Below are 14,242 nucleotides of genomic sequence, written 5' to 3' on the forward strand. Positions count from 1 at the left end.
TGATCGCACCCTCGAGACGTCAGTCCGAGCCGATCCCGATTGCGCGGCAATCCGGATCGGCTCATGTCCTGTTTCAATGCGTTCTCACGGGTCGGAGCGGCCGTCGCTCCGGTCCGAAGAGTGCGCCGACGACGGAGCAAGCCCATGGCCCGTGCCCGCCTCCTCCTTGCCGCCTCCCTTTTCGGGCTCGTCGCCCAGGGGGTTGCTGCGCAGAGCTTGCAGGATCGCCCCTACGGCGATGCGCGCGGGCCGACGGTGTACGAGGTCGATCCCGAGAGCGGCCGCTTCCGGGGTCCGCCGATCAGCACCGACGGTCAGGATCTGCGCGCCATCGGTGCCGTGCCGGTGCCGACCGTGATGAATGGCGGCGGTTTCGGGCTCACCGGCAACGATTATTACGGCAACGTTCTCATCGCGACGCCGCAGGGTCCGCGCCGTGCCTCGGACGGCTACGTCCTGGCCCCCGCCTACCGGGCTCCGCCGCTGCGCTGAGGTGCCTGCTCGAGGCGCCCGCCTGACGATCCGGCCGAATGCAGCCGGGCGCGCGGCGTTCTCCACGAGGGGCAGGTCGCACGCGGTCTGGGATCGAGATGCTTTCTCCTGAGCCGGCCGTCGGGAGATGCGCGGGGAACGCGCTCGTGCATCCCCTCGGTCGTACCTTTCTGACAGAGTCTCTGCGGCCGAGGATCCGGCGCGAATGTCCCGAGAATGCGCTGCGCCAAGTCCTATGCGCCGATTTCGATAACGTTTTTTGGCCGGGTATCGGGGACAGGCATCAACGGCGATTTCCGAATTTCCGGTCATTTGTGCCTGATCGCATCAGATCGGCTTCATCGCTTCTTTGTGAAGAGCCGAAGGCCGGCGCGTGCCGGCAAGGGGGTTGCTTGTTGCGGCACCTGTTCCCTTGGCGACGATTGCCCTTGCTCTTGGTGGCTGCAGGCCACGAAGCGAAGTTGGGCAACCAGAAGGTATGTTCGGGCCTCCACTTTGCCGGACATCACCGATTCCACGCAATTTTCGATCACGCGTCATTTGCGGCAATAGCGTCTTTCATCTGTATCGCATAATGGAAGCGGATCGATAAAGTGTCATCAGAGTTATGTCGGAAAGTTTGGATGAAACCTGATATCTATTCGAAATTGTGAGCCGTCGGCGGCCATGAGGCTTTCAGGATACCTTCGTACTAACCTATGAAACTTGAGATGCCGGCACGACTCCGCTATCTCCCCGATCGTGATCGCAGCCGATCGGGCCGGCACCATCCCGGCGGCAGTGAAGCGATCTCCCACACTTTCCGATCGGTCATGCGCCTCGCACCAGCCTTTCGAATCAACGCGAGCCTGATCGTGCAGGTGGGCCGGATCCGATCCCGCGGCCGCGATCAAGGCAGCCGAGTCGGTCGGGCCGAGGCGAGCCTCCGGTCCGCCGTCGGCGCTCGGTGGGCATGGTGCGAGGCTTGCGAGGTACGTCGTGTACACGTTGCGTGACGACCTCGATGGCCTGCGCTTGTCGGCGCCGGACAGTCCGGATGTCTGGCTGGTTTTCGGAGGCCGGCGGCACCGGGTCGCGAGTCCGAGCGTCTACCAAGCCCTGTTCGCGGGGGCGGACGATCTCATCTTCAGTGAGGACATTCCGTCGATCACGATGGGGCCGGAACTGAACGACGGGACCTGCCTCGTCCGTCCCATCGGCTCCCACACCATCTTTCTCGTCACCGGCCGCGCCCCGCCGCGCCGGTACCATGTTCCGACCTACGAGAGCTTCACCGATTTCGGCTTCAACGAGCGGGCCGTGATCGACGTGCCGGCCTTGATTCTCGAGGCGGTCGAGCTCGGGGGGGAACTGACCAGCACCTTCGATCGGACGCGCCGGGCGCCGGCCCCGATGGAAGAGGGGTAGGCTTGGGCGACCGCAGCGTCACCATCGCGATTCCCGTCCACAACGGCGCGAACTATCTCGGCGAGGCGATCGAGAGCGCACTGTGCCAGAGCCATCCGGAGACGGAGATCATCGTCGTCGATGACGGCTCCGACGACGATGGGCAGACTTTGGCCGTCGCGCGCGCCTTCGGCGACCGCATCCGTACCCTGCAGCAGCCCAATATGGGGGTGGCGGTCGCGCTCAACACCGCCCTTGCCCACGCCTCCGGCCGCCTGTTCTCCTGGCTGTCGCACGACGACCTGTTCGAGCCTGGGAAGACCGAGCGGCAGGTCAGGATCCTCGACACGCTCGACCGTGAAGACGTCTGCCTGTTCTCCGATCTGTCTTGGATCGACGCGGCGGGCTGCATCACCGGCGAGCAGCGGCTCGACCCCGCTGCGCTGGCGCTCAACCCGCGGCTCGCCTTCTACGAGGGACTGATCAACGGCTGCACGATCCTGATTGCCCGCGATCTGCTTCTGCGCGTCGGCGGCTTCGATACGCGCTATCCCTACACCCAGGACTACCGGATGTGGTGGAGGCTGACCCGCGAGGCCCATTTCGTCCACGTTCCGCACTGCCTCCTGCGTTCGCGGCTCCATCCGGATCAGGGCTCCCACCGCCGCGATGCCTTGTCCGAGAACAGCGCCTTCTGGAGCGACGTGCTCGACGAGACGAGCGAGGTCGAGGCCGCGGTGGTGGACGGAAGCCGGGAGCGCTTCCTGAGGCGGACCGGCGACTTCCTGCGCTACCGGAGTCCGAACCGACGGGTCGCCGATCGGGCCGACCGGATGGCGCGCAGCTGTGCTGCGGAGGCCTCGGTCTCGGTGGTCATCGATGTCGGAACCGATCTTGAGGCCGCACGCCGCACGATCGACAGCGTGGAGGGCCAGACCCGGCCGCCGGACGAGATGATCCTGGTCGGAGACCCCTCGGTCCTCACCGCCCTCGGCCGAGGCGGCTGTGACCGGGTGCTGCGGCCGACGCCGGAGCCGCGGCTTCCCGCCCGCCTTCGCCTTGGGCTCACGGCGGCCCGCGGCGCCTACGTCGCATTGCTGATGGCCCCGGATGTCTTCGTTCCCGAGAAGATCGCTCGTCAGGTCGCGCGCATGTCCGCTCTGGGTTGTCTCGCCTCGCACAGCTCCTATCGCAGGGGCGGCGAGACGGTCGCGACTGGCAGCTTCGGCGGGCGCGTCTATCCGGAGATCGTCGGCGAATGCCATGTCGAGATCTCGACCGTGATGATACAGCGGGTCCTGTTCCTGTCCGGCCTGTTGTTCATGGACGAGGACGCCCCGCTCGCATCGAACTGGATCGAGGCCGCGGCTCGTCACGAATGGCTCGGTCTGGAGGAACCCTTGTCCGTCATTGAGACGCCGCGCGCGCCCGCAGAGATGGCGCCGCTGCTGGCATGGCTGCGCGCGTCGGCGGAGTATCGCCACCATGCCGCGCAGATCGGTCGTCTCGAGAGCCGGCTCGCCGGCACGTTGACGCCGGGGACACGCCGCTCGGATCAGGGCGATCCCGGTGCATCGCCGCCGATGCGCGCGTCGCTGGGGGGCTCCGATGCCGCTGCGTGACCTGCTTCAGCGGGGGCGTGCCCTCCTCACGCGAATTCCGACGACGGATGAGGGCGTAGGAGTCGTCGTGACGTCCGACACCGATTGCGAGGCGATCCAGGCGCTGTTGCGCGAAACGCAGCGCCGGCTGGCGGTGGCCGACCATCGGCTGGCGATCCTCGAGAGCAGCAACCGGACGGCGGTGCGGGCCATGCGCCGATTCCTACAGGATCGGGAGAGGCTCGTTGCCGAGCGTGAGGCCGCCCTCATTCAGGTGTCGATCGCCGTCGGGGATCGGCAGCGAACGATGGTGCTCAACGATCACCTCCTAGCGACGCTGCGCGACGGCGAAAAGGCTCATGCGCGTCTCGAGGACGAGAACCGGCATCTGCGCCGGCAGGTGGCTGAAAGCGGCTCATCGTCGGCACTGACCGTCGATGCCTCCGGCTTCACGAGCTGAGCCGAAACCGGGCGGCCTCCGAGGCGCTCCCGGCCCCCGATACTCTGCGCCGACAGAGGGAAAGATCCGCGTCGGAACTGGCCGGAAGGAACGCGGAAGCGGTTCCTTGTTCGTGCCTGGCGCCGCAGAGATTGCACTGCAATAACACGAAACTTGTCATTATTTTGCGTCTTGGCCGTTTCGAAAGGTTCTCAACGGCACGAGGCATTTGCGCTGGACGCCGAAGTTTGGCAGTTAAGTTCAGGTTCTCGAGGGAGGGCGCCTGAAGCCGAGCAACGTCGCAGCAACGTCCGACGGCCATTCCGGCCGGGCTCGGCAAACCACAATCAAAAATCTAAGGACGCACGCATGACCGCACTTTTGCTGATCATCGTGGGCGGGCTCTGCGCCGTTGCCTACGGTGTCGTGACTATCCGTGACGTAATGCGACGCGATGCCGGCACCCAGCGCATGCAGGAAATCGCAGGCGCCATCGCCGAGGGTGCGCAGGCTTATCTCAGGCGCCAATACGCCACGATCGGGATCGTCGGCGTCGTCCTCTTCGTCTTTCTCGCCTACTTTCTCGGCATCAAGGTCGCCATCGGCTTCCTGATCGGCGCGGTGCTCTCGGGCGCAGCCGGCTTCATCGGCATGAACGTCTCGGTTCGCGCCAACGTCCGCACGGCGCAGGCCGCCACGCAGTCGCTCGGCGGCGGGCTGGAGGTCGCCTTCAAGTCCGGTGCGGTCACCGGCATGCTGGTGGCGGGCCTCGCGCTGCTCGGCGTCGCGCTCTACTACCTGTTCCTCACCCGGGGCGCCGGGCTGGCGCCGGGAAGCCGCGAAGTCATCGACGCGCTGGTGGCTTTGGGCTTTGGCGCCTCGCTGATCTCGATCTTCGCGCGGCTGGGCGGCGGCATCTTCACCAAAGGCGCCGATGTCGGCGGCGATCTCGTCGGCAAGGTCGAAGCCGGTATTCCGGAAGATGATCCGCGCAACCCCGCCACCATCGCCGACAACGTGGGCGACAATGTCGGCGACTGCGCCGGCATGGCCGCGGACCTGTTCGAGACCTACGCGGTGACCGTGGTCGCCACCATGGTGCTCGCCGCGATCTTCTTCGCCGGCAACGCGCCCGTGCTCGAAGCGATGATGATCTACCCGCTCGCCATCGGGGCGGCCTGCATCGTCACGTCGATCGCCGGCACCTACGCGGTGAAGCTCGGTGCCAACCAGTCGATCATGGGCGCGCTCTACAAGGGCCTGATCGCGGCGGGCGTGCTCTCGATCGCCGCCATCGCCGCGGTGAACTTCGCCCTGTTCGGCGGCTTCTCGACCAGCTTCACCACCAATACCGGCGTGACCTTCACCTCAGGCGCCCTGTTGGCCTGCGCGGTGCTCGGCCTCGTCATCACGGCGCTGATCGTCGTCATCACCGAGTACTATACCGGCACGAACTTCCGGCCGGTGAAGTCGATCGCCACGGCCTCCGTCACCGGGCACGGCACCAACGTGATCCAGGGGCTCGCGATCTCGCTCGAATCGACGGCGCTGCCGGCCCTGGTCATCGTGGCGGGCATCATCGCGACCTATGCGCTCGCCGGCCTGTTCGGCATCGCCATCGCTGTGACCGCGATGTTGGCGCTGGCGGGCTTCATCGTGGCGCTCGATGCCTTCGGTCCGGTCACCGACAACGCGGGCGGCATCGCCGAGATGGCGGGCCTACCCCCGGACGTACGTAAGGCGACGGATGCGCTCGATGCGGTCGGCAACACCACCAAGGCCGTCACCAAGGGCTACGCCATCGGCTCGGCGGGTCTCGGCGCCCTGGTGCTGTTCGCCGCCTACACCTCGGACCTGAACTACTTCATCGCCAATGCTAGCCCGACGCAGTACCGCTTCTTCCAGGGCGTGAGCGTCGATTTCTCGCTCTCCAACCCCTTCGTCGTCGTTGGCCTGCTGCTCGGCGGCCTGATCCCGTTCCTGTTCGCGGGCATGGCGATGACGGCGGTCGGGCGTGCTGCCGGCGCTGTGGTCGAGGAGGTGCGCCGCCAGTTCCGGGCCAAGCCCGGCATCATGCAGGGCACCGACCGGCCGGATTACGGCCGCGCGGTGGACATGCTGACCCGGGCGGCGATCAAGGAGATGATCCTCCCCTCGCTGCTGCCGGTGCTGTCGCCGATCGTGATCTTCTTCGTGATCCAGGCGATCGCGGGCAAGTCACAGGCTTTCGCCACGGTCGGCGCTTCGCTGCTCGGTGTGATCCTGACCGGTCTCTACGTCGCGATCTCGATGACCTCGGGCGGCGGCGCCTGGGACAACGCCAAGAAGTACATCGAAGACGGCCACCACGGCGGCAAGGGCTCGGACGCGCACAAGGCGGCCGTGACCGGCGACACCGTCGGCGACCCCTACAAGGACACGGCGGGCCCCGCCGTGAACCCGGCGATCAAGATCACCAACATCATCGCGCTGCTTCTGCTCGCCGTGCTCGCGCACGCCTGAAACCGACCATCACAAAAGAAGAACCCGCCGCGGTCCTCCGCGGCGGGTTCTTCGTTTTCAGGACCGAAACTCCGAACGAATCAGTCGCAGTTCTCCTTGGTGACCGTCTTGCGGTCGCCCATGTCGTTTTCCTTCGTCACCGTCTTGCTGGAGCAGCCATCCGAATGCTCGCGCCGCTCGACCGTGGTCGAGGAACTGCTGGGCGCGCGATCCACCACGACCCGATCCGGAGCGTCGCGCTCGATCACGGTGGTCTGGGCCACGGCGCCCGAGGCCCCGGCGAGCGTCAGGAGAGCGGCGGCGGCGAGAAGGGATTTGCGCATGACAATCCTCCGATTGGGATAAATCTGCGCCTGTAACGGCGAGCGAACCTGAACCGTTCCAGCGAACTCCGGGTCGGAACTCGCGCCGCCATCCGGTTCATCAAAGATGCGCGATGAGAAGTTGCAGGCCGGGGTTCGGTCCGAACTTTCACGCGTTCCCCCGGTTCACTCTCTCAGATCTGCTGAGACGCGAGAAATTCCATGAGCGCCGCACCGATTCGCTACCACGACGGTATCGAGACGCCGAGCCCCGACGAGAACGAGATCATCGATCGGATCATCGCCTCGATGACCCACGAGAGCGAGATCACCGCCGAGCGCTACGGGCACGCGGTGCGGGCGTCGCACGCCAAGATCAGCGGCGTTGCCGTCGGCGAGCTGGAAATTCTCCCGAACCTTCCGCCCGAATTGGCGCAGGGCCTGTTCGCGAAGGCCGGCACGCATTCCGTCATCGTGCGCTTCGCGCAAGGGGCCGGCGAACTCCTGAAGGACCGCGTCTCGACCCACCGCGGCATGGCGATCAAAGTGCTCGGCGTCGAGGGCGACAAGCTGCCCGGCCACGATGCGCCGACCCAGGACTTCGTGTTCGCCACCGGGCCGGTCTTTCCCAATCCCGATGCCAAGGGTTTCTTAGGCAGCATGAAGCAGCTGGAGGCCGCAACCTCCGCGCCGGAAGCGGTGAAAGCGGCGGTTTCACAGGGCGCGCGGGTGCTCGACGGGGTGGTGAAATCGGTGAAGGGCGAGAGTTCGCCGCTCCTCGACTTCTTCGGCCACGTGCCGCACCATCCACTGGCCGAGCCGTACTACTCGCAGGCCGCGCTCCGCTACGGCGACCACGTTGCCAAGCTCGCGGCCTTTCCCGCTTCCCCGGCCCAAGCGGCGCTCGCCGACGAGCGGCTCGACACCGGCAGCGAGGACGGGAACGTCTTCCGCCACGCGGTGCTGAGCTATCTCGAAGGCCGCGAGGCGGTGTTCGAAATCCGCGTCCAACTCTGCCTGAACCTCGACGACATGCCGGTCGAGGACGCCTCGAAGCGCTGGGACGAGGCGCTGAGCCCCTACCGCACCGTCGCCCGCCTCGTTCTGCCGGCGCAGGACGCGTTCAGCGAAGCGCGTCGCCACTACGCCGACGACGTGCTCTCCTTCCGCCCTGCCCACAGCCTTGCGGCGCACCGCCCCCTCGGTTCGCTGATGCGGGCACGATTGAAGACCTATCAGGCCCTCTCCCGCTTCCGCCACGAGCGCAACCGCGTGCCGGAAGCGGAGCCGGGCTCGATCGAGGAGGTGCCGGCCTGACGGGGGCAACGGTTTCGTGAAGGACCCCGGCCGACCGCGCCGGGGTTCCGACGGACAACTGCGACCGATGCTTTCGCCCAAGGCTGCCCGACCATGACCAGAACCCTGACCGCCCTTGCCGTAGCCCTCCTCGCGGGCACGATGGCGAGCCCCCTCCCCGCCCGAGCGCAGGAGGGAAAAGCCACGCTCACCAAGGTCGCCAGCTTCGAGCATCAGGTCACCGGCATCACGGTGGCCCGCGACGGGCGCATCTTCGTCAACTTCCCGCGCTGGAGTGAGGATGCGCCGGTCTCGGTGGCTGAGTTGAAGGACGGCAAGCCCGTCCCCTTCCCCGACGACCAATGGAACGCGTGGCGCAACGCACGGGCCGACGAACTCTCGCCGAAGGACCATTTCGTCTGCGTGCAGAGCGTCGTCGCCGACGGGCAGGACCGGCTCTGGGTGGTGGATGCTGCGGCCCCCGCCATGGCGCATGTGATCAAGGACGGCCCAAAACTCGTCGGGATCGACCTGAAGACCAACAAGGTGATCAAGACGATTCCCTTCGACACCAGCACGGTGCTCCAGGCCTCCTACCTCAACGACGTTCGGATCTCGCCGGACGGCAAGACCGCCTACCTCACCGATTCCGGTGCCGAGGGCGCGCTGATCGTCGTCGATCTCGACAGCGGCTCGGCCAAGCGCATTCTCTCGGGTGATCCCTCGACCATGCCCGACACCTCGGTGACCGTGAGCTACGACGGCAAGCCGCTGCGCCGTCCCGACGGGCGCGGCGTGGCGTTCTCCGCCGACGGCATCGCCCTCTCGAACGACGGCAAGACGCTCTACTGGCAGGCGATCAAGGGCAAGACGCTCTACAGCCTGCCGACCGATGCGCTCACCGGCTGGGCCGCCGCCTCGATGGTGCCCGACACGCTCACCGACAAGAGCCTCTCGGGCAAGGTGGCGAAGGTCGGCGAGAACGGCGTTGCCGACGGCCTGCTGATCGCCCGCCGCGACGGGCGGATGTACGTGACCTCGCCCCAGGACAACGCGGTGAAGGTGCGCGACCTCGCCGGCGGCAAGGACGGCCTGACGACGTTGGTGCAGGACCCGAGCCTGCGCTGGCCCGACACCTTCAGCGAAGGACCGGACGGGACGATCTACGTCACCACCTCGCACATCCAGGATTCGGCCGATTACAAGCCCGGCGCGCCGCTGAGCCTGCCAACCGAGCTGTGGGCGATCAAGCCGCCCGCTTCCGACGCCACCGGCTCGACCAAGACCGCTCCGGGCCGTTGAGCCGACCCTCTCCGACCCCGACGGACCAAAGGGGGGCGCGTCCGCGTCCCCCGTTCAAGGAGACCGGCATGCCCTTCATCGAGACCAGGGACGCGACGCGCCTCTTCTACAAGGATTGGGGCAGCGGGCCTCCGGTCGTGCTGATCCACGGCTGGCCGCTCGATGCCGACATGTGGGAGTATCAGCAGCCGGCCCTGACCCAGGCGGGCTTTCGCACCATCGCCTACGACCGGCGCGGGTTCGGGCGCTCGGACCAGCCCTGGAGCGGCTACGACTACGACACCTTCGCCGACGACCTGAAGGCCGTGCTCGACGGGCTCGACCTTCAGGAGGTGACGCTCGTCGGCTTCTCGATGGGCGGCGGCGAGATCGCCCGCTACCTCTCGCGCCATGGCGGCGCACGAGTGGCGCGCGCGGTGCTCGTCTCCGCGGTGACGCCAATGCTTGCCAAGACGCCCGATCATCCCGACGGCGTCGATGCCAGCGTTTTCGAGGGGATGATCGAGGCGATCGAGAAGGACCGGCCGCATTTCTGGTCGAACTTCGTCAAGAGCTTCTTCGGCGCCGGGCTGCTCTCCTCGCCGGCCTCGTCGGAGCTGATGGCCTGGACGGGGCTGCTGGCGATGCGAGCCTCGCCAAAGGCGACGGTCGATTGCGTGCACGCCTTCGGCGGGACCGATTTCCGCGCCGACATGGCGGCGTTCCGGGTGCCGACCCTGGTCATCCACGGCGATGGCGATCAGACGGTGCCCTTCGACATCAGCGGCAAGGCCGCGGCGGATGCCATTCCCGGCGCCCGTCTCGAAGTCTACGCGGGCGCGCCGCACGCCATTCCGTTCACCCACAAAGACCGGCTGACCGAGGATCTCTTGGCGTTCCTGCGCGCGTAGAGGTTGGACCGATCAGCCGTCCTGAAGCGCGGCCGACGCGTCGGCACCGATCAGGCGCGCCCTGAGCGGTTGGGCGCGCCCCGTCAGCGTCAGCTCCTGAAGGGTGTCGGTGCTGAGGCCCGCGGCCTCGTAGACGGCTTCCGAGACGATCGCGACCTGCCGCATCGGCCCGGTCAGACCCTCGAGACGGGCGGCGACGTTGACCGTGTCGCCAAGGACCGTGAAGCGAGATTCGGTCTCGTCCCCGAACTCGCCGACGATGGCCATGCCCGCATGCAGGCCGACGCCGTAGCGCAGGCGCTCGCCGAGATCGGCGGCGAGCATGCGGTTGAGCTGCTCGACGTGGCGGGCGATGCCGTCGACGGCCTTCAGGGCATCGCGGGCCGCGTGCTTCGGATCGCGATCGAGGCCGAAGATCGCCATCAGCCCGTCGCCGAGATGCTGGTTCACCGAGCCGCCCGCCTCGCGCACCGCCCGGCCGACCGCGCCGAGGAAGCGGCCGATGACGAAGACGGTGTCGTAGGGCAGGTGCTCCTCCGCGAACCGGGTCGAGCCGCGCAGGTCGGCGAACAGCACGACGACGAACCGCTCCTCGCCGGTCGCGGCCCGCTCCGGATCACGCGCGGACGCGGCGCGGGCCTGCGGCGTGAACAGCGGCGCGACGGTGAGGTCGCGGTCGGGCCGGAGCTGGCATGCGAGCCGGATGCCGGGGCTCGCGCTGATGCGGTCGAGGACGAGGCGCTCCGCCCGTTCCGGTTCCGGCAGGGGTCGGCTGCGCTCCGTATCGACGACCCGGATGCGGCAGGTCGAGCAGCGGCCGCGCCCGCCGCAGACGCTCGCATGCGGGATGCGGCCGCGTCGGCTCGCCTCCAAGACGCTGCTCCCCCGCGGCATGCGGACGGTGCGCCCGTCGGGATAGCCGATGCGCACGAAGCCGCCCCGCGTCTCGGCGAGGGTGCGGGCGCCGCGCGCGAGCAGGACGAGGGCGAGCGCGGCCAGGTAGACCGAGAACAGCCCGCGCCGGATCGCCCCCAGCCGTTCGGTCTGCTCGGCCAGGCCGAGATGGGTCGGCCCGAGTTCCTGCACCCGCCATGCGGCATCGGCGGCAAGTGCCGCGACGCTGCGTCCACCCTGCACCAAACCGAGGAGCGCCAGCACCGGCACCAGCACTGCGCCCGCGAGCAGCCAGGGCGCGGCGCGGGGAAAGCCGCGCTTCAGCCTGAGCCAGAAGTAAAGCCCGAAGCAGCCGTGCAGCCACGCCACGACGAGGCCCGCCGCCTGCATCATCCCCTGGCCCGGTGCGGCGACCCAGGTGGCGTAGAGAATCTGCGCATAGCCTCGGTCGAGCCCTTCCACGCTCCATGCGAGGCGCGTGCCGACGACATGGCTGAGCAGGAGCAAGGGGACGGCAAGGCCGAGCAGAAGCTGCGCGGTCTCGGCCGGCCGCACCCGGTAGAAGCGCCGCTCGTAGAAGGCGTGAAGCCCGAGGACGAGGTGGAGGAGAAGAGCCCCGTAGAGGAGGATCAGCGCGGGCGGCGTGCGCCAGAGCGCGACCTTCACCGCGAGCCCGGTCTCCAGCGCATCGAGCGAGATGTTGCCCAGCGCGTGGCAGAGCAGGTGCGTGAGGACATAGGCGAACAGCACGAGGCCGCTGCCGAGACGAAGCTGACGGAAGGTGGGCCAAGTGGACATGCGCAGACGGAAGAGGCGGCCAAAGCCCGGACGCGCCGCCTGCCCCACCGCCCCCGATCCCTTGCTTGAGAGACTCTTCCGCAGCCTTCATAGCGCGGTCCGAGGCGGCAACGAAACCGTATGGTCGCCCGCCCCTCACGGCGGGGCGGCCAGCACCTCGTCCAAGGTGACGCCGCGCCCGGCCTCGCCGAAGCGGCGCAGCAGCGCCGATTGGCGGAAGCGCGGGTCCCCGGTCACTTCGCGGCCGAGCCAGGCCGGACGCTCGAACGCCTGGGCCTCGTGCTCCAGCTCCACCTCGGCCAGGACCATCCCGGCCAGACTCCCGCCATAGACATCGACCTCCCAGACGAGCCCGGCATGCGGCACGCAATGGCGCGTCTTCTCGATGAAGCAGGTGTCGCAGACGAGGCTCATCATCGATTCCGCGTCCGCCCGCGGAATCTCGTACTCGTATTCCGGCCGGCCGAGGCCGACGCGCGCGCCTTTGATGGTGAGCCACGCCCGGTCCTCGTCGAGCCGAACCCGCACCTTGCCGGTGTCGAACTGCCCGATCAGCCCGTCGGTCAGCCGGCGCCGGCTGACGACGCCCGCCTTCCAGCCGTCATCGGCCACGAGGAATTTTCGCTCGACCTCGAAACGCATCGATACAAAAGGATCCTGGCGGCGGGATGTCTCCCCGCCCCCTTCCGTCGCCCCGCCTTACGGTACTCACAGGTTGAGCGCCATCGCCTCCCGCGTATCGCCCTCTCGCGATTCGGGGTAACCTCAACGCCAGAACGGCTTGGTGTCGACGAGATCCTCGTGCGCCTCGGCCGCTTCCTCCAGGAGCTTGCGGCTGCGCGCCTCGATATCGGCCGCCGTCATCCCGGCGGCGAACAGCGTCGTGGCGCCGGTCGGCTCGACCGTCAGGTCCCGCATCAGTTCGTGGCCGGTGGCGATGTCGTTGAGCGCGCCGAGATGGTCCTGCAGGTCGGAGAGCGCCTTGCCGAAGGCGCCGTGCCGCTTGCCCGCTTTCTTGCCGGGAAACAGGGGCGCGAAGAACTCCGCGCCGTAGCGCAGCTTCTTGGCGGCGATGCGCACCCGGTGGCGCTCCTCGGGGTCGAGGTCGTCGAGATGGCGCCCGCGCCGCTTCACCTGCCGCCGCCGCCGGTCGAGTTCGCGGGCGGCGAAGACGCGGGCCGGCTCCGCGCGCAGGGCGACGCGGCCGGGGCTCTCGTCCCGCAGCCAGGGGCCGGCATTGATCCAGCCGATGAGGTCGAGCAGCAGCATCCGCCACGCATCGGAGCGCAGCAGCTTGGCGATGTCGTCATAAGCCTTCGCGCGCTCGTCTTCGAGTTGCCGCTCGATGCCGAGCAGCCCGGTCTCGTCGGGATGCCGCTCGCGCTCGGCCGGCAGAATGGTGGCGAGGAAGACATCGAGGTTGCGCCCCCGGCCCAGCGGCTCGGTCATCGCCTTCAACTCGGCGCGGATGCGAACGCCAAGCGGGTCGTCCACGAGGTCTCCGAACAGCGAAAACGCCGAGCGCAGGCGTCGGATCGCGACGCGCATCTGGTGCAGCGCCTCGGCGTCGCGGCTCTGGAGCAGGATGTCCTCGTTGATGCGCATGTGGCGCAGGCAGGCATGAGCGACGGCGCGGAACGCGTCGGCCGCGCTCATGTCGTTGCGCAGCGGCACGGGCTCTGACTTGCGCACCCGGTCGATCTTGCCGGCGGCCAGCGCGTAGCCGCGCTCGGCCTTGCTGCGCACCCCGAGCCGCACCGGCACGAGGGCGGCGACGGCGTAGGCGAGGGCGAACACGTCGCTTGCGATTCCCGCCTTCAATTCGAGCTCGATCTCGCAGATCGACAGGATGCGGTCGCCGGCGGCGGGTGCCTCGATCCGGCCGGTGTCGAGGGCGACCTCGATACGGGACTCACCCTGCTCGACGAGGTAGGTCCGCCGGGTGATCCGGGTGGTGAAGAGCGGCTCCAGCGCGGCGTCGGCCGCGATGCGGCGCGCGAACGGCGTGTCGGCGAGCGCCGCCCGGTCCGGCTCGGAGCTCTCGACCGGCTGCTCCCATTCCGGCCGGTCGAACAGGCCGTCGCCCTCGGCCTTGAGAGTCTGGACGAAGCGCCCCTCGCTCTCGCGCACCCGCAGGCCGAGGCCGGCTGCGTGCAACTGCCGGTCCGGCGTGTCGAAGTAGACGGAGGCGAGCGCGGCCTCCCCCTGCACCGCTGCCTCCCGCAGGAGCGGATGATCCTGCAGGACGGCGAGGTCGGAGGGCTCGCATTCCAGCTTCAGCTCGATCTCGCGCGGGTCGCTCATGCGGTTTCGTCCTGCTCCTCTTAAGGGTTGTGGCGG

Annotated in this window: 12 protein-coding genes; 8 read left to right on the forward strand and 4 right to left on the reverse strand. The window is 68.1% G+C overall.

The window, feature by feature from the left end:
* Positions 1 to 144: 144 nt before the first annotated feature.
* The 5 genes from J2W78_RS13535 (at position 145) to J2W78_RS13555 (ending at position 6,420) form a co-directional block, all read left to right on the forward strand.
* On the forward strand, positions 145 to 492 hold the full coding sequence (locus J2W78_RS13535) for a hypothetical protein (RefSeq protein ID WP_253371235.1): 348 nt from the start codon (positions 145 to 147) through the stop codon (positions 490 to 492).
* A 978-nt stretch (positions 493 to 1,470) separates the two neighbouring features.
* Positions 1,471 to 1,899, forward strand: a complete 429-nt coding sequence (locus J2W78_RS13540) for a hypothetical protein (protein ID WP_253371236.1) — start codon at positions 1,471 to 1,473, stop codon at positions 1,897 to 1,899.
* Positions 1,900 to 1,901: 2 nt separating this feature from the next.
* Positions 1,902 to 3,500 (forward strand): glycosyltransferase family 2 protein, encoded by a 1,599-nt coding sequence (locus J2W78_RS13545; RefSeq protein ID WP_253371238.1) that lies wholly within the window; start codon positions 1,902 to 1,904, stop codon positions 3,498 to 3,500.
* A 67-nt stretch (positions 3,501 to 3,567) separates the two neighbouring features.
* Positions 3,568 to 3,939 (forward strand): hypothetical protein, encoded by a 372-nt coding sequence (locus tag J2W78_RS13550; RefSeq protein ID WP_253371240.1) that lies wholly within the window; start codon positions 3,568 to 3,570, stop codon positions 3,937 to 3,939.
* A gap of 348 nt (positions 3,940 to 4,287) precedes the next feature.
* Positions 4,288 to 6,420 (forward strand): sodium-translocating pyrophosphatase, encoded by a 2,133-nt coding sequence (locus J2W78_RS13555; protein WP_253371242.1) that lies wholly within the window; start codon positions 4,288 to 4,290, stop codon positions 6,418 to 6,420.
* 80 nt (positions 6,421 to 6,500) lie between these two features.
* Here the strand turns inward: J2W78_RS13555 and J2W78_RS13560 are convergent, their stop codons facing one another.
* A complete protein-coding gene (locus J2W78_RS13560) occupies positions 6,501 to 6,743 on the reverse strand; it encodes a hypothetical protein (protein WP_253371244.1) in 243 nt (80 codons plus the stop codon).
* Positions 6,744 to 6,944: 201 nt separating this feature from the next.
* Between J2W78_RS13560 and J2W78_RS13565 the strand changes: the two genes are divergently transcribed.
* The 3 genes from J2W78_RS13565 (at position 6,945) to J2W78_RS13575 (ending at position 10,210) form a co-directional block, all read left to right on the forward strand.
* A complete protein-coding gene (locus tag J2W78_RS13565) occupies positions 6,945 to 8,039 on the forward strand; it encodes a catalase family protein (RefSeq protein WP_253371246.1) in 1,095 nt (364 codons plus the stop codon).
* Between the two features lie 93 nt (positions 8,040 to 8,132).
* The gene (locus J2W78_RS13570) at positions 8,133 to 9,320 is read left to right on the forward strand and encodes an L-dopachrome tautomerase-related protein (protein ID WP_253371248.1); all 1,188 of its coding nucleotides are present in this window, start codon (positions 8,133 to 8,135) and stop codon (positions 9,318 to 9,320) included.
* A gap of 68 nt (positions 9,321 to 9,388) precedes the next feature.
* Positions 9,389 to 10,210: an alpha/beta fold hydrolase gene (locus J2W78_RS13575; RefSeq protein WP_253371251.1), complete on the forward strand. Its 822-nt coding sequence runs from the start codon at positions 9,389 to 9,391 to the stop codon at positions 10,208 to 10,210.
* A 12-nt stretch (positions 10,211 to 10,222) separates the two neighbouring features.
* Here J2W78_RS13575 and J2W78_RS13580 read toward each other — a convergent pair whose 3' ends face one another.
* From J2W78_RS13580 to J2W78_RS13590, 3 genes are all read right to left on the reverse strand, one after another.
* Positions 10,223 to 11,950, reverse strand: coding sequence for an adenylate/guanylate cyclase domain-containing protein (locus tag J2W78_RS13580; protein ID WP_253371252.1), 1,728 nt, complete (start codon positions 11,948 to 11,950; stop codon positions 10,223 to 10,225).
* An 87-nt stretch (positions 11,951 to 12,037) separates the two neighbouring features.
* Positions 12,038 to 12,544, reverse strand: a complete 507-nt coding sequence (locus tag J2W78_RS13585) for a CYTH domain-containing protein (RefSeq protein WP_253371254.1) — start codon at positions 12,542 to 12,544, stop codon at positions 12,038 to 12,040.
* A gap of 123 nt (positions 12,545 to 12,667) precedes the next feature.
* Positions 12,668 to 14,206, reverse strand: a complete 1,539-nt coding sequence (locus tag J2W78_RS13590; protein WP_253371256.1) for a CYTH and CHAD domain-containing protein — start codon at positions 14,204 to 14,206, stop codon at positions 12,668 to 12,670.
* Positions 14,207 to 14,242: the final 36 nt, after the last annotated feature.

It is taken from the genome of Methylorubrum extorquens, assembly GCF_024169925.1.
GTDB lineage: Bacteria > Pseudomonadota > Alphaproteobacteria > Rhizobiales > Beijerinckiaceae > Methylobacterium > Methylobacterium extorquens_A.

Coding starts and splice junctions, on each gene's coding strand:
- J2W78_RS13570 (WP_253371248.1), top strand. CDS start 8,133: ATGACCAGAACCCTGACCGCCCTTGCCGTAGCCCTCCTCGCGGGCACG.
- J2W78_RS13590 (WP_253371256.1), bottom strand. CDS start 14,206: ATGAGCGACCCGCGCGAGATCGAGCTGAAGCTGGAATGCGAGCCCTCC.
- J2W78_RS13565 (WP_253371246.1), top strand. CDS start 6,945: ATGAGCGCCGCACCGATTCGCTACCACGACGGTATCGAGACGCCGAGC.
- J2W78_RS13575 (WP_253371251.1), top strand. CDS start 9,389: ATGCCCTTCATCGAGACCAGGGACGCGACGCGCCTCTTCTACAAGGAT.
- J2W78_RS13535 (WP_253371235.1), top strand. CDS start 145: ATGGCCCGTGCCCGCCTCCTCCTTGCCGCCTCCCTTTTCGGGCTCGTC.
- J2W78_RS13555 (WP_253371242.1), top strand. CDS start 4,288: ATGACCGCACTTTTGCTGATCATCGTGGGCGGGCTCTGCGCCGTTGCC.
- J2W78_RS13585 (WP_253371254.1), bottom strand. CDS start 12,544: ATGCGTTTCGAGGTCGAGCGAAAATTCCTCGTGGCCGATGACGGCTGG.
- J2W78_RS13560 (WP_253371244.1), bottom strand. CDS start 6,743: ATGCGCAAATCCCTTCTCGCCGCCGCCGCTCTCCTGACGCTCGCCGGG.